The organism is Longispora sp. NPDC051575 (assembly GCF_040681875.1).
Lineage (GTDB): Bacteria > Actinomycetota > Actinomycetes > Mycobacteriales > Micromonosporaceae > Longispora.
On sequence record NZ_JBFAZP010000024.1, the window covers coordinates 20,185 to 38,489 of the forward strand.

Sequence of the window (18,305 nt, forward strand, 5' to 3'; positions counted from 1 at the left end):
TCGGCGTTGTGAACAACGCTGCCCTGACTCAGAGGAGAACCTGATGCGTGCTGGTGATCTTGCCGTGCCATTTCCCGCCGTGAAATCTTCCAGTCCGGTCCTTGAGGCCGCACGGCTGCTGGCCGATCAGAACCTGCCGGGCCTGGTCGTCACCGACGATGGCGGCCGGCCGATCACGGTGCTGCCCGGAACGCAGGTCCTGCGCCTGGCCGTGCCCGCCTACATCCAGGACGACCCGGCCCTGGCGAGAGTGATCGATGAGGCACACGCCGACAAGTTCCTGGCCGAACTCGACGGACGCACCGTGGCAGAGGCCCTACCAGCCCAGCCCAAGGACCTACCCATCGTCACCGCCGCCGCGACCGTGCTGGAGGTGGCCGCGCTGATGGCCGCCTCCCGCAGCCCGCTGGTCGCCGTCGTCGACGCCGGCGGGGTGTTGACCGGCGTCATCACGCTGGACACGTTGTTGGATCGGATGCTGAACCGATGAGCGCCGCAGCCTGGATCGCGGTGGTGGTGTTCGTCGCCGCCTATGTGCTCATCGCGACCGAGTGGACGCACCGGGTCACCGCCGCCGTCGGCGGGGCGGCGGTGATGCTCGCCCTGGGGATCACCGACGCACACGGCGCGTTCTTCTCCGAGAAGACCGGCATCGACTGGAACGTCATCTTCCTGCTCCTCGGGATGATGCTCATCGTCGCGGTCATCAAACGCACCGGCGTGTTCGAGTACCTCGCCATCTGGGCGGCCAAACGAGCCAAGGGCCGACCGTTCAAGATCATGGTCATCCTGGTACTCGTCACCGCCGTCGCCTCCGCCGCACTCGACAACGTGACCACGGTGCTGCTCATCGCACCGGTGACGTTCCTGATCTGCCAGCGACTGGCCGTGCCGGTCGTGCCGTTCATCCTCGCCGAGGTCATGGCCTCCAACATCGGAGGCACCGCCACCCTGGTAGGCGACCCGCCCAACATCATCATCGCGTCGCGCTCGGGGCTCGGGTTCAACGACTTCCTCATCCACCTCGCCCCGTTCATCGCGTTCGTCCTCGTCGTCTACCTCGGTCTGTGCCGGTGGCTGTTCCGCAAGGCGTTCACCTACGACGCCGACCGCGTCGCCCAGGTGATGAGCCTGAATGAACGTGACGCGATCCGCGACGTGCGACTGCTACGTATCAGTGGCGTGGTCCTCGCGGCCGTACTGGTCGCATTCGTGCTGCACACCACCCTGCATCTGGAACCCTCCGTCGTCGCGCTCCTCGGTGGACTACTCCTCCTCGTGCTGTCCAAACTCGACGTCGGACCGGTCGTCAAAGACGTCGAATGGCCCACCCTGGTGTTCTTCGCCGGCCTGTTCGTCATGGTCGGTGGCCTGGTCGCCACCGGCGTCATCGAAAAGATCGCCACCGCCGCCGCCGACGCCGTGGAGGGGCGACTGTTCCTGGCCTCCATGGTCCTACTGTGGGCATCGGCCGCCCTCTCGGCGATCGTCGACAACATCCCCTACGTGGCCACAATGAGCCCCATCGTCGCCGACCTCGCCGCAGGCGCCGGCGACAAGGGCGACGTACTGTGGTGGTCCCTCGCGCTAGGCGCCGACCTCGGAGGCAACGCCACCGCCATCGGAGCCTCGGCAAACGTCGTCGCGCTCGGCATCGCCGAGAAGAACGGCAAGAAGATCAGCTTCTGGGAGTTCACCCGCTACGGACTCGTCGTCACAGTCATCACCATCGCGCTGGCCGTGCCCTACCTGTGGCTTCGCTACTTCGCCCTCGCATAGACCGGAAAGCCCAACCATGAGCCCGTCGCCGAAACTGACCACCCGCCTCGCCCAACACGGCGACCTGACAGTCGTCACCGTCACCGGCATCCTCGACCACACCACAGCGGTCCAACTGGGCGGGCGTCTCGACGGGCTCATCAACCTCGGCCGCCACCGACTGATCGTGGACGCCTTCGGCGTCGAACACTGTGACCCATCCGGACTGGGAGTGCTGGTGCGGGCCGTGCGGCTGCTACGCGACAGCGGCCACCGCCTGCATCTGGCCGCCCCGTCCGAATCGCTGGCCCGGCTGCTGAACGTCAGCGGCCTGACCACCGCCTTCACCCTCCACGCTGATCTCGCCAGCGCCCTGGCCACACTCGCCGACGACGAAGGCGGCAAGGGCCCCTGATCCTGCCGGGCGGCCCTGCCCCCCGGGGCCGCCCGGCAGCCCACGGCACCACGAACACCGGGGGGACACTCACATGCGCCCAGCACCCACAAGCCCACACTCACGCCAGGCAGCCAGGCCCGTCTCGCCGGTGACCCCGGTCGCCCGCACCCCTCCCGCATAAACCACGCCGAGTCTAAGACCCGGCACCGCCGATCTCGCGACAGCCTCCGCCACCCCAGGCCCCGGCGACCCGGTCGAGGTCATCGGCCGTGCCATCACCGCCCACGAGCCCGCACACCGCCACGTAACCGGCGAAGAGGCCTGACCGGCATGCCATCTGTGTACCGCACCACGCATGGCCGTGCGGTCATCGCCGACTGGTGCGTCAAACAACTCGACGCCTGGACCGTCCCGCACACCCGCTCCCTGCTGCCCACCTCGGCCGGGCACACCCACCTCACCGCCGCAGGCGTGCCCGGCGGCCCGGTCTCCGTGCTGGTCGTGCCGGGCACCAACTTCAACGCCGCCACCAGCCTCCCCCTGGCCACGGCGCTCGCCAACCACTGGCCCGTGCACGTCGCAGACCTGCCCGGCCAACCCGGTCTCAGCGCACCGGACCGCCCGCGCCGTGACCACACCGACTGGTACGCAGCCTGGCTCTCCGAGGTCTGCACCCACCTCAGCGGTCCGCTCGTCATGGTCGGGCACTCTCTCGGCGGCGCGATCGCACTGGCCTGCGACTCCCCACACATCGCCGGCCGTGTCCTCATCGCCCCCGCGGGACTGGCCGCCTGAGAATCAGTGGCGCCATCGCCCGCGCGACCCTGGCCTGGCTCACCCGCCCCAACCCCGAACGCTCCAGCCGGATGCTGGAGTTCATGCGTGCGCCAGGCAACACCCCGCCGGCGATCCTGACCTGCTGGATGACCCTCGTCGCCCGACACTGCCGTACCACCCTGGCCCCGTTCCCACTGCCCAGCCACGCCCTGGAAGCACGCCGGAACACGCCCCTGGTCGCCGCCACCGGAGCCCACGACGTTGTTCCTACCACCGGCCCGCCTGCAACCCGCGACCGAACGCCTGGGATTGCGCCTGCACACCATCACCGACGCAGGACATCTCGCGCCCGACGAACTACCCCAGGCCGTCGTAGCCCTCGTTCAATCCCTCCCTTCCCTCACCTGAGGTGTTCGACGGCATCGGTCCGCTCTACCCCAGGGGCAGCCGCAGATCGGTCTTCGGGACGGGACCGGCCCGAGCGGATCGTTTCGGTACCAGATTGAGGTCAATGTCCGGTGGTGAGATGTCCGGACAGGCTGTCGTGGATTTTCTCGCTGGGTTTGTTGAGGCCTGTGATCTGCACGGTGATGTCGTGGCGCGCGTACTTGGCGGTGATCTGGTCGAGGGCGGCGACGGTGGTGGCGTCCCAGATGTGGGCGTCGGTGAGGTCGACGATGACGGTGGGTGGGTCGCCGGTGTAGTCGAAGGCGTCGAGGAGTTCGTTGGTGGAGGCGAAGAACAGCTGCCCGGTCACCGCGTACACCCGGATCTGCCCGTCGGGGTCGAGGACGGAGGTGACCTCGGCCAGATGGGCGACGCGGCGTGCGAAGACGACCATCGCGACGAGTACGCCGACACCGACGCCGACGGCGAGGTTGTGGGTGGCGACCACGACGACGACCGTGGTAGCCATGACCAGGGTCTCCCCGATTGGCATGCGCTTGAGGGTGGCTGGCTTGATCGAGTGCCAGTCGAACGTGGCCACCGACACGAAGATCATGACCGCGACCAGGGCCGCCATCGGGATGATCGCGACAACGTCGCCGAGCACGACGACGAGGATCAGCAGGAACACCCCAGCGGCCAGTGTGGATAGCCGGGTGCGTGCCCCGGACTTCACGTTGATCATCGTCTGCCCGATCATGGCACAGCCGGCCATCCCGCCGAAGAACCCCGTGATGACGTTGGCGATGCCCTGCCCGCGAGCCTCACGGTCCTTGTTGGAGTGCGTGTCAGTGGCGTCATCGACGAGCTGCGCGGTCAACAGGGACTCCAGCAGCCCGACGGCGGCGAGGGTCAATGCGTAGGGGGCGATGACGACCAGGGTGTTCACCGTCAACGGCACGTCTGGCAGGAACGGCACTGGCAGGCTGTCGGGAAGCTTGCCCATGTCCCCGACAGTGGGCGCGGCCACGGACACCGCGACAGTGAAGACCGTCAGGCTGATGATCGCGATGAGCGGCGCGGGCACGATCTGTGTGAGTCTTGGCACGCGGGGCAGGCCGAAGATCATGACCAGGCCGGCGGCGGCCAGTGCCCATACCGTCCAGTTCTCGCCGAGCAGGTGCGGCAACTGCGCGAGGAAGATCAGAATCGCCAGGGCGTTGACGAACCCGGTCATGACGGACCGTGGGATGAACCGCATCAGCTTCGCCACGCCGAGTACGCCGAGGAGCACCTGCAACAAGCCGGCGGCGATCGTGGCGGCGAGCAGGTACTGCACACCGTGCTCCTTGACGAGCGGGGCGATCACGAGAGCCATGGCGCCGGTGGCGGCGGAGATCATGGCCGGGCGTCCCCCCGTGAAGGCGATGGCCACCGCCATCGTGAACGACGCGAACAGCCCGACCCGCGGGTCCACACCGGCGATGATCGAAAACGAGATCGCCTCGGGAATCAGAGCCAGCGCCACGACGAGTCCGGCGAGCAGGTCGGTGCGCGGGCTGGACCACCAGGCGGCCTTGAGCCGTGCGGGGGCCAGGGCGGTGCGGGCGACCAGGAGCATAAGGACCTTCCGGTGCGGTGCGGGTGTGACTGCGGTGGACGGGGCCGCCTGCGCCGTTTCGTGCGCCGAGCCGCTACCGTGGAACATCACCCCGGCCCGGGCCGATGGCACGGTGGGGTGATGACTTCCGACGGCCGGAGACCACTCTCCGACCCGAGCAACCCTACTCTAACGTGCGGGTAGAGTTGGTTCGGGTGCTGATGCGCTGAGGGATGGATCACTCCGGAGCGGGGTGACGGAGGAGGGGCGGGATGTTGCAGATCGGCGAGGTTGCCACGCGCACAGGATTGTCGCTGCGCACGATCCGCCACTACGACGAGGCCGAACTGGTCGTCCCGTCCGCGCGCAGCCAGGGCGGCTTCCGCCTGTACACCGACGCCGATGTGGAACGTCTGCTCGTGATCAAACGGATGAAGCCGTTGGGTTTCACCCTGGAGGAAATGCGCCAGCTTCTGGAAACCCTCGCGACGCTCACCGCCCCCGAGCTGCCCGACCTAGAGGCTTCGGCGCTGCGGCGCCGGTTGAACGGGTTCCACGAGGCGGCCGAAGCGCGGTGCGAAGCATTGCGGACCGAGTTGGCGATGGCCGAAGAGTTCGCCGCAGTCCTCACCGCCCAACTCCAAAGGACCAGCGCGGGCCCAGCTGTGGCCGACGCCTGACCCCGCCTATTGGGGTTCGGAACTGCGGAGCATGCCGCGCAGCGCCATTTCAGCGCGCCGTCGCCATGCCCGTGCGACGGCCTCGGCTGCGATCAGGCCGACGATAGTGAGTGCCAGGCCGACGGCGACGACGATCGCCTGGGCCTTACGGACCCCGAGAATGTTGGTGTCCACCGGCGCGGTCCCGTCGAGAACCTGGGTGCTGATCCTCAACCGGGGTTGATCGGCAAGGGCAGCCTGTTTTCCGGCGACGTCGGCGGTGATCGCGGCTATGACGTGTCCGACGGTACCGGTCACCCTGGCCGGGCTGAGCGATGCGGCTTGGACACGGATGATCGCACTGCGCGGCAGCAGGGTGAGCACGTAATCGCGTTCGAACCCGGCGGCGGCCACTGCCGCGCGTCGCTCCCCGCTCTCCATGATCTTGATGACGGCGGTGGCCATGTCCACCGGCCCCAGGAGGGTCCAACCACTCGACACCGGCGGCTGGCTCCCGGGGGCAGTGGTGGGCTTACCCGTCGGAGGCACGAGCAGGACGGACCCCTGCGCCTCGAACGACGGCTTCACGAAGTCGCTGACGTGCCACGTCGCAGCCACGGTCAGGGCGAGCAGCGGTACCCACACGAACCACCGTCGCGCCACGGCCAGAGCCCGGTCGAGCACGTCGACTTCCGGTCGGGTCATCGCCGTGGGGCAGGATTGAGGAGCCCGGAAGCCGTACCGGACGGGGCGGATGAGACCGGACCCTTGCGGCGGCGGGTGCGGTACTTGACGACCGAGCCGTCGAAGAACACCGTCACCGCCACTGCGCCCAGCACGCCGGCAGCGGCGGTGACCGCCTGCGAGCGCCGGACCGCCGTGGTGTCGGCGATCACCGGCCCGCCGTGATCGAGAACCTCGGTGGTGATCATCGCTCCGGGCTGGCCGGCCAGACTCTGCTGCTTGCCGGCGATATCGGCTGTGACCCGCTCTAGAAGGTGACGCACCGTGTCCACCGACCGGGTCGGACTGGGTGACGCCACCTTAATGGTGATGATCGCCGTGCGCGAGACGATGTCGAGCTTGAACCGCGGATCAAACCCCGACGACTCCACCGAGGCTCGAAACGACTCCGTCTCCATAGAGATCACCGTCGCCAGCGCCAAATTCACCGTCCCAGTCTCCGTCCACGCGTTACCCGCCGGACGCGGCTTACCGGCAACCGGCACGAACCGGCTCGTCGGCTCCACGAGCATCAACGCGCCCTGCGCCGCGAACACTGGCGGTGTCGACGAACTCACCCGCAACACCGCCCCCACCGTCAAAAGCAGCAACGGCACGAACAACCACCACCGCCGCCACAGAACGCCGCCCACACGATCCAACCCCACGCCCAGCCCCGTCCACTCGCAGCGACACCGATGCAGATCCCTACCCTAACGTTAGAGAAGAGTCACTTTGAGGGGCGGGGCTCGATCGCTGGCCGCCGCACCTGCGCTGGCTGACCCCGGAGAGTGCGTGCCGTATCACCCGCAATGGCCTGCTATTCGGCGAAAGTTACGGTACGTCATCGCCTTCATCGTTCTAAGGACTGCACCACACGGCGAGCGGTGCCTTGATCGTGGTTTTGAGGTATGCCTGGGTTGATGCGAGCAGGTCAAGCTGTTGAGTCGACGCCTCAGCGGCCGACAGGCCGGGCTGAACGATGACCATCTCCATCCTGGGGCGCAGAAGCCTCGAACGTTCGTGTAGTTCGTGCAGGGCCCGGGGGCTGCCGATCTCGAACGGGCTGATTCCGTCTCGCTGTTCCTTCTTGGCGGCTCGGTCGGCGAGTGTCTGGAAGAACGGCAGTAGGTGGTTGCGGCGCCACCTGATGGACTTTTGGGCCTGGCCGCACACCTCGTAGAGGTCCTCAACGCGGTGTCCTGGCGCATCGCCATGCGAGTACTTGCAGTGCACCAGCCGTATGAGGAGTCCCTCAGGGTCGATGCGCAGCGCCACGATATCGGCGATCTCACCGCTGCCGTCGTCATCAATGAGGACGTCCCAGCGTTCGGTCTTGAGTTCGGTGATCGCTCGGTACTGAATGGAGTTGGTGAGCTTGTCCTTTTTCTGTGATTCGATCCTCAGGTTGGTCGTGGCCCAGGTGAGCGCAGTGAGCTGGTCGCGGTCGTAGGGCGGTTTGTCCCAGGCTGGTTTGAAGATCAGATTCTTCTCGATGATCCGGTCGCCGTCCAGGACGAACAGAAGGTTGTTGGCGTTCAACCATTCACTCAGCGGCATTTCTGAACGTGGTCGGATGACGGAAACCTCAGGTTCTACCGTGCTGCGGTAGCGCAGCGCTCCGTTGTGCACAGTGGCCTCGTACTCGACCGCCCAGGCGCCGGTCCTGACCGTGAACCTGAAGGATTCGGCCGTCACCTCGGTGTTGGGGACCAAGTCGGTGTGAACCGCCTCGTACACCTTGTCGTCATAGGAGAGGCGGAGGTTGTCAGGCTGCTGCACGTGCAGTTCCCACGGCCACTCGACGGCGAGGAGCACTCCTTCTGGCCGTCCGGTCAAAGGCTCGGGCAGGATGAACTGGCCGATGACCTTATCGATGCTGATCGTGTCGTCAAGGAGAAGTCGGCCGATGCCGTCGCACCAGTCCTTCCAGTGCTTGAGACTCGGCGCGGTCGTGGCTGACCAGATCCGGCCCTTCAGCGATGCGCTGATACTGACGTGTTCGCCGTCTCTGTAGCCGCCTCCGGAAATGTTGGTCTGCGACTTCGTGCCCGCCTCTGCCTGCGAGAAGCTGGCCGTGACGTCGGAGCCGACATGCATCGAGAAACGGCGGAACTGGTCGTGCGCGTCGATCACTCCGACGGTGGTGGGCACGAGGCGGTCGATGTCGGCCATGACACGGTAGACCGTCGATCCGGTGAACCGAGTGGCTCCATCCCCTGCCACAGCTTCGACCAACTTCTCGAAAACACCGTCGTTGGCGGAGTTGTTGACGTACAACAACCGGCGGTCCGCGTCGAAGTACAAGATGAACAGCTCATAGGTGACATCCTCGATGGACTTGACTTCACCCCAGCCGACCTCCGCATGCTTCTCGACGACGCACCAAGCGACTCCGGCCTGCTGGTTGACGCCGATGGGATTGGTGAGTAGGTTCTCCTGCCCGAAGTGGTCCAGGAGACTCAACGGTTCCCACTGGTGTGTGGGCGTTCGGTACACGACCGTGCTCATCTTCGGCAAAAGGCTTCGAAGCGTGATCTCCTCGGGCAGGCTGGTGAAACCGCTCTCGAACTCGCTGACGGCGCGCTGGTCCTCAACCTCAGTCTCCGAGAGGTTGCGAAGGACAATATTCCAGTCAGAGTCCTCCGCGTAGAGCCCGCGCAGGCGACGATCAATGCCGAACTCTGCTCGGGCGACGAACATCGAAGCGTCGCCGAGGTTACCTTGAACGGACGTCCTCGCGAAACGTCCGATGAACTGAAGCGTAACCGCCAGGCTCTTCTGCGGATCATGCACCGCGGCGACCTTCAGCGCGGGAAGGTCGAACCCCTCGCCGAGCATGTTGACGCACACGATGATCCGAGAAGCGCGCGAGCGAAGGCTCTCCAGAGCCTCGCGCTGCTGCCGCTTGGGCAGCCTGCTGTTGATGATGACCGGGTTGAGGTCCGGAGCGACGGCGTCGTAGTAGGTCTTGACGTGATGAGCTCTCGTGACACTCCCTACTCGTGCCATCAGCACATGGTCGTAGCCAGTGGCAAGGTCGCTGCGTAGCCGCTGGACGCTCAACCTCGCCAGCGCCGCATCCCGGTCCGCGAAGTCGATCACAGAATGGTAATCGATGGTCGAGAAATATCCCTGAACCTGAGCTTCGCGCAAGGGAAAAGCATAGACGATACTGCCCTGCAGATGGCGGCCATCTTCGCGGAACGGCGTGGCGGTGAACTGCACGACCCTCTTCGCCGCGAATCCGTCCAGAATAGCTGACCACGTAGGTGCAGCCACATGATGAGCCTCGTCTACGAACAAATGTGTACAGGTCTCGAAGAGCACATTCCGTGCCTCGGGACTGCAGGCTTCCAAGGATTGCGGCGTGGCGACGACGACGTTGCACATCTCGGCAAACGTAGACGCGGTGCCAGCATCGGTGAACCCATGCAGGATTTGCCCGACGACGGGCCTCAAAGCACGACTGTCGACAATTCCCAACTCCTGCAGAACGCCCAAAGTCTCGAACTTCGAGGTCACCTGCTCACGCAGCGCGTTGGACGGCACGAGCACCAAAACGCGCGGCAACTGCGCGGCAACGAGCAATGCGAGCATCGTCTCGGTCTTGCCAGTCCCAGTGGGCATGACCACGGTCGCCGGGACCGTCCGCCTGGTCGTCCAGTACCCGAGCACCGAGTGGAGAGCGCCAAGCTGCGGCGATCTCAGTCCCGGCGAGTCTGCGCGATTTTCGGAAAACGTGAGAGTGTCCCTGTAGCTCTCGAGCACTGACTCGGGCGAGGTGAGCCGCAGAGTCGGCGGACGCACCCATGTCGCCTGAACAAGTCGATCTCCGGGCCGCGTCCCTATCGGCAATCTGGCCCACAGTCGGTCATCGGAGATCGGGTGATTGCTAGTCGCGGCTGGCCACGAGCCAAACCTGTTTTCCACCAGCCAGTCGTCCCCCGCAGCAGACACCGTGTCAAAGACACTCGGCGGTACGATCAACTGCCTGACGCGGTTTGAAGCGAAGCTCTCAGTCTGCGCCCACACCGCAGGACAAAGCCAACCCGATCGGCCAGAACTCATGATGCACCCACCCTGCCTCGGGCGACATGTAGCGGATGACTCGAACCGGCGGGAGCCACCTTGACGAATGCTATGCGTGTCGACGTGGTCTAGGTGGAAACTGGCTCTCAGCCGTGTCGTCGGAGAAGGTGACCGTATGGCTGCCGAGCGCGCACTTTCGGCCAGTGGTTCTTTCCTGCCGCACCATCGGTCAGGGATTGACGCTCCTTCGGACCGAGGTGCCGAAACAAGACAAGGAGGAGGCAGGGCCGTCCGCCAGGCATGGCCCGCACGTCGACCCTGCCGTTCTTCGAGTGCTCGGCTAGGCTAGCGGCCTAGGATGTGTGTCGGTGGTGATGTACCCGGCTGATTTGTGCGTAGCCCCGCTGTGACGTGAAACCCGACCAGACGCCTGTGCTCGCAGTCTCGACAGCTTGGCGCAATGGCGCGGCGGGAGCGTGGGGCAGCTGCCTGGAAAGGCGCTCGGTGTCAGCGGCAAGGTGCTGTGAAGTCCCTGTGCGCAACGCCGTGGTGAGCAGCTGGGCGGCTTGGCAGGCCGTGGTGGTATCGCCGCAGGTGGAGACGGCTGCAGTCGATCGGCGAAGCCCGGCTGGGCGACCAGCGTGAGAACACGGGTCTTCGAAGCAGCCGGTTCGCAGTCGTGAGGTCCGCGAAACGTCGGGTCCTTCGGCGGTCGGCGCGATGTGGCCCTCAGGGCCAGGGAGTCCGCACTCGACGTTTCCACCATCGGTGGTGGCAGGCCCGCTCCGGAGCTGACCCCGCTGAGCACTGAGTTCGGAGTCGACGACCGGCAATGCAGATGTCCATCGCGCGAGATGTGACACTGAAGCCGCAGTTCAGAACGTCTGACTATCCCGAGGTCCGTGCGGGGGTAAGGCGTAGGCCCGATGGCGGTGTGCCGTCGGCGGCCCATGCGGCTAGGGCCGTGCGGTCTACGAGGGTGATACCGAGGCGGGTGGCGTCCCGCGCGGCAGGTGCGGTGAACGCGGCGGTGGTGACGATGGCGGCGACGTCAGCCCGGTGGATGGGTTTGGCGGTGCCGTTGAACTGGTGCACCACAGGGGATCCGATGGTGCGACCGGGGGCGTAGCGCTTGCACTGCACCACCACCTTCTCCCCGCCTGGGAGGTGGGCGATGATGTCGGCGCCCTGATCGTCTGTGCCGCCACAGACGCTGACCCGGGTGAAGCCGGTCCGGCGCATCAGCGTGGCTGTCCACTCCTCGAACCCGATGCCCGACATGCCATCGGTGGCCGCGATGCTCAACGTCAACTCGTACGCTCGTGCCGTTCTGGCGCGGCGCGTCTGCCAGGCAACGGCTCCCAATCCAGCGAGCGCGGCGACGATGAGGACGACGACAGCGACGACGAGACCGCTGTGCTGGCCCACCCACTGGCCAGCGGCCTTCAGGCCTGCCCATACCGCCCCCGCGCCAATGAGGACCAGGAGGCCGATCGTGAATGCCTCGCCGTCGCTGACCTTTTTTCGCCTACGCCTGGTCGCCATGATCTCCCCCTTCCGGCTTCGTGGCTACCGCGGGCCGATGCCCTGGCGATGGAAGTAGGTGAACAGCAAGGTCAAAAGGATCAGGCCGATCCAGACCCGCAGACGGCTCTGCACGCGATGGTGGCCCTTGACCTGGGTACCGCCCCGAGTATGGGGTCTTACGAATGGCATCACAGACCTCCGGGGAGAATAGGTGCACCAGAGGTATACCGGATGGGTGTGACACATTTCGATCCCTGGCGGGCGACGCGGCGTGTCAGACATCCGTCATCGCCAAATCTTGCTCAAGCCAGCGCGGCGGCGAGGACAGCCAGCCAGCGGACCGCCCGCCAAGCCTCGCGCGGTCGACGCCGGACAAGGCGTTGGTGCGATGACACAGACCCATTCGTTGTCTAGGTGCCTGTCGCCACCGGTGATCACCGCCTCAGTCCTGGATGCCACGCACCCTGCAGTGGCGGGCATCGGTCGGAACCTGCCACTAGTAGGTGCATCACCGTCATCGGCTCGCAGTTGGCCAAGCCTGTAGCGGAACCGACAGTGCCGACTTGGAACTGCGACGGGCTCGAGGCGGCGACGGGTCGAACCGGATACCCTTCGTCCCCCACTGACAGGCGATCCGCTACACCAAACGAGCACCATCTACCGCCCCTGCGACCTCTTCGCAGCCGTCATGATCCGGCTCCGATGATCGTCAGGACCGTCCTAGTCCAGGAGAAGTTCGTCAAGTGGATGGCAACGCGTAGGGTTCTCCACGATCGATGGCCTGCCGGGGGACCTGCTGATCTCCCCTTCCACTAGGACCGCACGGCCGGCGTTATGCCATACCCATGCCTGCGTGTACAGCGCCATGGGTAGCCGCACGCGAATCTCACTGGCGCGTCCGCGGCGCACGGTGGCGATGCCGATCTCGCCGTAGGGGTCGTCTCGCCGTTCGTGTCGGAGTTGGACGATAGTTCCGGAGAACACCTGACGTGGGGTGATCCTTTGCTGACGTAGGCGGTCGGCGACGAGCTTGACGAGGTCTGTGGCATCGGCGTCGATGGTGACGCTGTGCGGCATGGTCGCGGGAGCCGCAACCACTGGCGCCCAGTGCACCTCGGTCTGGAACTCCGCGATGGCGGGTTCGGCTAGGACGCCGGCGAGGGCGGAGACGAACTCGCGGCTAACACCCCGGTACACCAGCTCGTGCATGGTGTCGGTGTCCGGGGCGCGAGCGGGTTCGACGACGAGTTCGTTGACCGCCTGCATGGACTGGGCGAACGTCCGTACGACCCTGCGTTCGAATGGTTCGGTGGGGGACCGGTGTGACTCTGGCCCCTGGTGGTCGGTGAAGTCCAGGGTGGGCTGGTGCAGATCGGGTGCGGGGGGTTCTGAGATCGGGACGAGCACGGGGATCACGAACGAACCACGCTGGGTGTGACCCATGAACGCGTCGCGGATAACCGCGTCGCCACGCCGGGAGTAGCTGTTGCCGATCTGGGCGCGTTCGGATCGGGCCGTGGTCGCCGTGGCGCGCAGCATCATGCGGGCTCCGACGATGATTTTGGATGCGGTGTCGAGGGGGATCTTGTCGGTGATGCGGAAGTCGTTGGCGGCCCGTAGATAGGCCACGTCGAAGCGTAGGTGGCGGATGGACACGGAGACGTCTCTGGCGTCGCGGCCTTCGGCGCGAGCGAGCCTGTCGACGACTCCGAGAATCGCCACGCCGTCGGGTTCTCGAGGTATTCCGACGCGCCAGTTGTCCTTGGCCCACAGCGTGCCGGCGGGGCCTTCTCCTCGTGCTGCCCAGCCGCGCAGTGTCAGGTAGTCGAGGACATCGCGATGCTCCGGCAGGGACGGCTCCTCAGGCATGAGTTGTGCCCATCGCCGGCTTGCTGAACGCCTCTTCCAAGTCTGTGGCCCACTCCAGCAGAGTCGCGGCGGTCAAGCGACGCTGTTTGCTCAGAGTGATCGCGGAACTAGCGGGCAAGGTGTCCACGCGGGCCCAGAACGCCGCCGCCCGCTGCAAGGTCCCCTGGTCGCTGTGATCGAGCCAGAGCTTCTGATCGTCGGGGTCAACGATAACCAGCACGAAGTACACAGGAGTACCGGATCTGGTCCATTTACGGTGCCAGGCTGGCTCGGTCTGCCACGTGGCCGTCGGTCCGCCATTGATGCGGAACTGGCCCGTGCATTTGACCTGGACCCTGACCGGACAGAGTTCAAAGCTGAGGTGGCCATCGACGGCGAGGACGTCCTCGTCAGGCGAGGTCTCGTCAAACCCGATGCCGGCTTGGCTGCACACTGAACGAAGATACGCCACACCGAAGCGGGATTTGGCTGAATTCGCACCCAGTGTCGCAATCGTGTTCAGCGCCTCGCTGTCGCCGTCCATCATGGTCTATATCTTGACCGCGCCGGAGGGGTCTTCTGCCTTGCAGTGTCACAAGGTGTACAGATCGTTGCCTTCCGGTGTCGCGCTGTGAGTGAACTCAGCCGGGTGGAACTTCGTGATGGCGAGTGAGATACGGAGCTAGCGACGTCCCAGGCAACTGGACGCAGGCAGGCCCGCGGCCGGAGCTGCTAGCGGAGACTGCACACCGTGCAGACACTCGAGCCGGCCACGCAGCCACGCCCGCAGACCCACAGATCGCGTCTAGACGCCTGGACTGGCGTTCCGCGCACGACACCACTCGCCCGAGCGGCCGATGTGCGCCCCCTCGAACTGCGACCGCATATATCGGTAAGGCCTCTGGGTGGCGAAGAGGGGAGGCGCAGGCTGAGCAGACGAGCCGACCGCACCAGCTCCTGGCTGCAAGCTTCCGCATGCGCGACGCGCTACCGGGTTGGTCGCAACCCGGCCCCTTGCTCACCGCTCGGAGCTCCTGGTGTGGAGCCGGGTACCGCCCACGTGTCATACCAGATAGAATGATCGGTATGACACGACGGACGATCCGCTTCGCCCCCGACGTTGATGCCCGCTTGGACCAACTCGACGCCGGGCAGGTGTCGGCGTACGTGACCGAGGCGGTGCGCGACCGCATCACCCGGGAACGGACCCTCGCCGCGCTCGCCGAGGCTGGATATCACCCCGATCCGCAGAAGGCGGCTGCCGCCGCCGCGATGCTCGCCCGCCGGCCCTCACGGGCGCTGCGCGACGCTGCGGTATCGCGCCTGGCGGACCTGACCGGCCTGTCCGCCGGCGCACTGCGAGATGACCTCGGCCTCGGCGAGTGACCGACTTCGCCCTCGTTCTGGACGCAGGAGCCATCGCCGCCTACGCCACCGGCGGCGCCGAGATCGTCGGCACCCACCTGGTCGGCGCGGACATGATCGGGATGCACGCGGCCGTGCCGACGACGTGCCTGGCCGAGGCGTACGCGATCCTCGGGCCCAAACCCGAGGCCGTCCAGCGCGTCCGACTGCTGCTCGCACTGCCGTGCGTGCGGACCGTGCCGATGCTGCCCGGGCAGGCCCGCGCCGCCGGCCTGCTGTGCCACGATCACGCCGACCTGACCCGCCTCGGCATCGCCCACACCATCATCACCGCCGTCTCCTCGGGAGCCGCAGCGATGACATCCTCACCGCTGATCGGCGACTACCTACCCGCCGAATGGCCCATCATCACCGTCTAGAACCACACAACCGCCTTGGTCGGGTGCGACCAGCCCCCCACGCTGTCGTCCGGCCTGCCTGATCCTGGGACACCGCGCAATGAGCCCACCGCCGGCGTGCTCCTAGCCGGGTGCGCAGTCCTCCTTGCTCGCCCACCCGGAACGCCGCCCACCCCACCGCGCCCGCCGCGCCCGCCGAGTCCGTAGCACCGTCGCCCAAACTTGCGCCACCGTCAACGCATCCTCCAGCGGAGAATGCCGTCCACGGCCCAAGCTTGGCGTGCGCATCGCCGCGACCGCCGGTGACGGGCTGATCTCACCGAAGGTGCTGGAAGGAGCGCCGTTTCTGCAGGTCAGCGCCCTGCGTGGCATCCGGGTAGGGTTTAACAAGGCTCACAACCTCGACCCCGACGTCACGGACCTCGCCTGGACTCAAGGTCGCCGGGCGAGCCGGGGTCAATCCGCCCTGTGTTCTTCGTGTTTGGCACGTAGGTGGCAGAAGCTCTGGTCCTGTCGACGGTAGGGCTCAACATAGGTGAAGAACCTCGGGGCGCTGTGTGGTGGCTGTGCCCGTCGCCTACCATATGAGCCGATCCCAACACGGCCCCCGACACCAGGTCGGGGGTTCGGGCTGCTGGTGGCGGCTAGAGCAACACTCGGGTGGTACAGCCAAAGCGCGTGCCAATCTGACATGGACCCACCGCAGAGCTCGACGCCTCACCGCCCGCTCCTAGGCCGGCCGGTAAGGCGTCGGCTGTTTTGGCGGCGCGGCCTCAGCCGGATCGTCCAACGCGGATCATTATGGCGAGCAGAAGAACACTCACGCTGCTCGGCGGCGGATCCTGCTGAAGGCGTCGAGGGCTGTGTCGTCTGCGTCGGGGAGGGTGTGGAGGTAGCCCTCGGTCGTCTTGATGCTGCCGTGGCCGAGGCGTTCCTTGACGACCTGGAGGTCGGCGCCGCCGGCGAGGAGCCAGGAGGCGTGCGCGTGTCGGAAGGCTTTCATGACGATGTCGATGTCGAGCTTCGCGGTCTCGAGGGCGGGCCTGAGGATTCGGTCGCGGAACCACCGTCGTGGGATGTGCCCGTCGGTGTCGTAGGAGCGTGGTGTGCGGGGGCTGTCGTGGCCGGCGGCGCGTCGTTGGGCGCGGTAGTCGGCGATCGCCCGCCGGCAGTGGTCGCATTTGCAGCGACCGGCGTTGTAGCCACTGGGGGTTCCATGCCGGTACTGGCGGCCCGCCGCGTTGGGTGAGGTGAGCCCAAGGTTGGCGGGCGTGGGCCCGGTGTCGTGTCGTGCGGGCTCGACAGGCTTGTCGTACTGGAACAGTAGGTCGTCGCTGTCGAGTCCGCGCGCCTGGATGTAGGCCGTGAGCTTGGTGATGATCTGCGCGCTGAGTTTGAAGCGGCGGGGTTCCTTGTCCTTCGGGTAGTCCTTGATCAGGAATCGTTTGCCGTCCGGGTGGAAGCGGGTGTTGACCTCGACCACGGTCCGGCTGATCGTCAGGATCCGGGTGCGGAGGTTGATGTCCTTGGGGCGTAGCTCGGCGAGTTCGCCCCACCGCATGCCGCTTTCGATGGCGACCTCGACGAGCATCCGTGATACCTCGTCGGGGAGTGCGGCGTGGAAGTCGTCGAACTGCTCGGGGGTGATGATCTCCAGCATCTTCTTCGGCACGGTCGGTGTCCTCACGCCCCTGCACGGGTGGAGCCCGATCGCCTCGTCGTTGAACGCGGTAGTGAAGATGGCGCTAAGGACGGTCTTGTGGAAGGCGATGTTGCGGGGCTTCATGCCCGCCTTGCCGAGTAGTTTGATCCACTCTCGGACATCCGGGGGGAGGATCTCGTTGAGCTTCATCTTGCCGAAGTGCGGCAGGATCCGGCTGTGGATCGCGTAGTGGTAGCCCTCGCGGGTGCTGACCTCGATGACATGGTTGGGGAACCACTCCTCCTCGACGTAGCGGCGAAACGCCTGGCGCCCGCGGGCGGGGTTACCTCCGCGGCCTTCGGAGACCTTGACCTCGGCCTTCTGCCACGCCTTGTCGGCCTCCTTCTCTGTGGCGTAGGTGCCGGCCGAGACGCGGTTGCCGCGGATATCGTCGTAGTAGGCGGTGTAGCGGAACTTCCCGTTCTTGCCCTTCCGCTTGCGGGACTGCCCCACAACCCCTCCAAGATCATTTGACCCTCATCTGACCCCGAATGGCGCGAACTTCGGCGATATTCGGCGGCGTGAGCGACCATGAAATATGGCCTCTGAGCTGCAGTTTAGTCGAGATCTTCCTGATCGGCCAAGCTCGATTAGAACGCCTGTACGGCGCTGGGGGTCAAGGGGTCGCAGGTTCAAATCCTGTCAGCCCGACAGATATCGAGGGTCGTTGAGTTGGGAGAAATCCCAGGTCAGCGGCCCTTATTCTATGCGCATCCATCGGTGACCGTCCACGTCGCACCGGCTTCGGATGATCTTGTGGCACCGGGCGTGGTACCGGAGCCGGCGTACGGTTGAGATCAACAACACCTTCGGTACCACGGAGGCACCCCCGATGGCTGTGTACGAATACCAGCTCGCCAGCGGCAAGACCCGCTGGTTTTACAAGTTCGACCTCCCCGCCGGACCCGACAACAAACGGCGAACGAAGAAGGAACGCGGTTACCTCACGGACAAGGCCGCGGCCGAGGCGGAGCGCAAGGCGCGGGAGGTCTACGGGCAGACCGACCTCGCCGCTGACGGCAGCGTGAAGCAGGAACGGGACTGCCCCCGGTTTGGTTGACTCGCGGGGTTAGCGGTGTTCAGGCCGGTTGAGTGGCCTTGTGTAGTGTCTCAAACTCGATCGGGGTGAGTC

General features: G+C 65.9%; 16 protein-coding genes. 8 read left to right on the forward strand and 8 right to left on the reverse strand.

What is annotated here, in order from left to right; all coding sequences use genetic code 11:
• The first annotated feature begins 43 nt into the window (after positions 1–43).
• The 4 genes from AB0M43_RS38510 (at position 44) to AB0M43_RS38525 (ending at position 2,950) form a co-directional block, all read left to right on the forward strand.
• A complete protein-coding gene (locus AB0M43_RS38510) occupies positions 44–490 on the forward strand; it encodes a CBS domain-containing protein (RefSeq protein ID WP_363732614.1) in 447 nt (148 codons plus the stop codon).
• A complete protein-coding gene (locus AB0M43_RS38515; protein ID WP_363732615.1) occupies positions 487–1,779 on the forward strand; it encodes an ArsB/NhaD family transporter in 1,293 nt (430 codons plus the stop codon). The genes AB0M43_RS38510 and AB0M43_RS38515 overlap by 4 nt, the downstream gene beginning before the upstream one ends.
• A 16-nt stretch (positions 1,780–1,795) precedes the next feature.
• On the forward strand, positions 1,796–2,173 hold the full coding sequence (locus tag AB0M43_RS38520; protein WP_363732618.1) for an STAS domain-containing protein: 378 nt from the start codon (positions 1,796–1,798) through the stop codon (positions 2,171–2,173).
• A gap of 312 nt (positions 2,174–2,485) precedes the next feature.
• Positions 2,486–2,950 (forward strand): alpha/beta fold hydrolase, encoded by a 465-nt coding sequence (locus AB0M43_RS38525; RefSeq protein ID WP_363732620.1) that lies wholly within the window; start codon positions 2,486–2,488, stop codon positions 2,948–2,950.
• A 490-nt stretch (positions 2,951–3,440) separates the two neighbouring features.
• Here the strand turns inward: AB0M43_RS38525 and AB0M43_RS38530 are convergent, their stop codons facing one another.
• Positions 3,441–4,940 (reverse strand): SulP family inorganic anion transporter, encoded by a 1,500-nt coding sequence (locus AB0M43_RS38530; protein ID WP_363732623.1) that lies wholly within the window; start codon positions 4,938–4,940, stop codon positions 3,441–3,443.
• A gap of 251 nt (positions 4,941–5,191) precedes the next feature.
• Between AB0M43_RS38530 and AB0M43_RS38535 the strand changes: the two genes are divergently transcribed.
• A complete protein-coding gene (locus AB0M43_RS38535) occupies positions 5,192–5,599 on the forward strand; it encodes a MerR family transcriptional regulator (RefSeq protein ID WP_363732625.1) in 408 nt (135 codons plus the stop codon).
• 6 nt (positions 5,600–5,605) lie between these two features.
• Here the strand turns inward: AB0M43_RS38535 and AB0M43_RS38540 are convergent, their stop codons facing one another.
• From AB0M43_RS38540 to AB0M43_RS38565, 6 genes are all read right to left on the reverse strand, one after another.
• The gene (locus AB0M43_RS38540) at positions 5,606–6,283 is read right to left on the reverse strand and encodes a hypothetical protein (protein ID WP_363732628.1); all 678 of its coding nucleotides are present in this window, start codon (positions 6,281–6,283) and stop codon (positions 5,606–5,608) included.
• Positions 6,280–6,918 carry a hypothetical protein gene (locus AB0M43_RS38545; protein ID WP_363732630.1) on the reverse strand — a complete coding sequence of 213 codons (639 nt, stop codon included), beginning with the start codon at positions 6,916–6,918 and terminating at the stop codon, positions 6,280–6,282. Before AB0M43_RS38545 ends, AB0M43_RS38540 begins: the two co-directional genes overlap by 4 nt.
• Positions 6,919–7,162: 244 nt before the next feature.
• Positions 7,163–10,372, reverse strand: coding sequence for a DEAD/DEAH box helicase family protein (locus AB0M43_RS38550; RefSeq protein WP_363732632.1), 3,210 nt, complete (start codon positions 10,370–10,372; stop codon positions 7,163–7,165).
• Positions 10,373–11,221: 849 nt separating this feature from the next.
• Positions 11,222–11,878: a restriction endonuclease gene (locus AB0M43_RS38555; protein ID WP_363732635.1), complete on the reverse strand. Its 657-nt coding sequence runs from the start codon at positions 11,876–11,878 to the stop codon at positions 11,222–11,224.
• 702 nt (positions 11,879–12,580) lie between these two features.
• Positions 12,581–13,729 (reverse strand): hypothetical protein, encoded by a 1,149-nt coding sequence (locus AB0M43_RS38560; RefSeq protein WP_363732637.1) that lies wholly within the window; start codon positions 13,727–13,729, stop codon positions 12,581–12,583.
• Entirely contained in the window at positions 13,722–14,255 is a 534-nt protein-coding gene (locus AB0M43_RS38565) for a DUF4365 domain-containing protein (protein ID WP_363732639.1), read from the reverse strand. Before AB0M43_RS38565 ends, AB0M43_RS38560 begins: the two co-directional genes overlap by 8 nt.
• Before the next feature lie 539 nt (positions 14,256–14,794).
• Here AB0M43_RS38565 and AB0M43_RS38570 point away from each other — a divergent pair.
• Positions 14,795–15,094, forward strand: coding sequence for a hypothetical protein (locus tag AB0M43_RS38570; RefSeq protein ID WP_363732641.1), 300 nt, complete (start codon positions 14,795–14,797; stop codon positions 15,092–15,094).
• A complete protein-coding gene (locus tag AB0M43_RS38575; RefSeq protein ID WP_363732643.1) occupies positions 15,091–15,492 on the forward strand; it encodes a hypothetical protein in 402 nt (133 codons plus the stop codon). The genes AB0M43_RS38570 and AB0M43_RS38575 overlap by 4 nt, the downstream gene beginning before the upstream one ends.
• 799 nt (positions 15,493–16,291) lie before the next feature.
• Here AB0M43_RS38575 and AB0M43_RS38580 read toward each other — a convergent pair.
• Positions 16,292–17,626 (reverse strand): site-specific integrase, encoded by a 1,335-nt coding sequence (locus AB0M43_RS38580; protein WP_363732645.1) that lies wholly within the window; start codon positions 17,624–17,626, stop codon positions 16,292–16,294.
• A gap of 379 nt (positions 17,627–18,005) precedes the next feature.
• Between AB0M43_RS38580 and AB0M43_RS38585 the strand changes: the two genes are divergently transcribed.
• Complete coding sequence (locus AB0M43_RS38585; protein WP_363732648.1) at positions 18,006–18,233, forward strand: hypothetical protein; 228 nt, start codon at positions 18,006–18,008, stop codon at positions 18,231–18,233.
• Positions 18,234–18,305 lie beyond the last annotated feature (72 nt).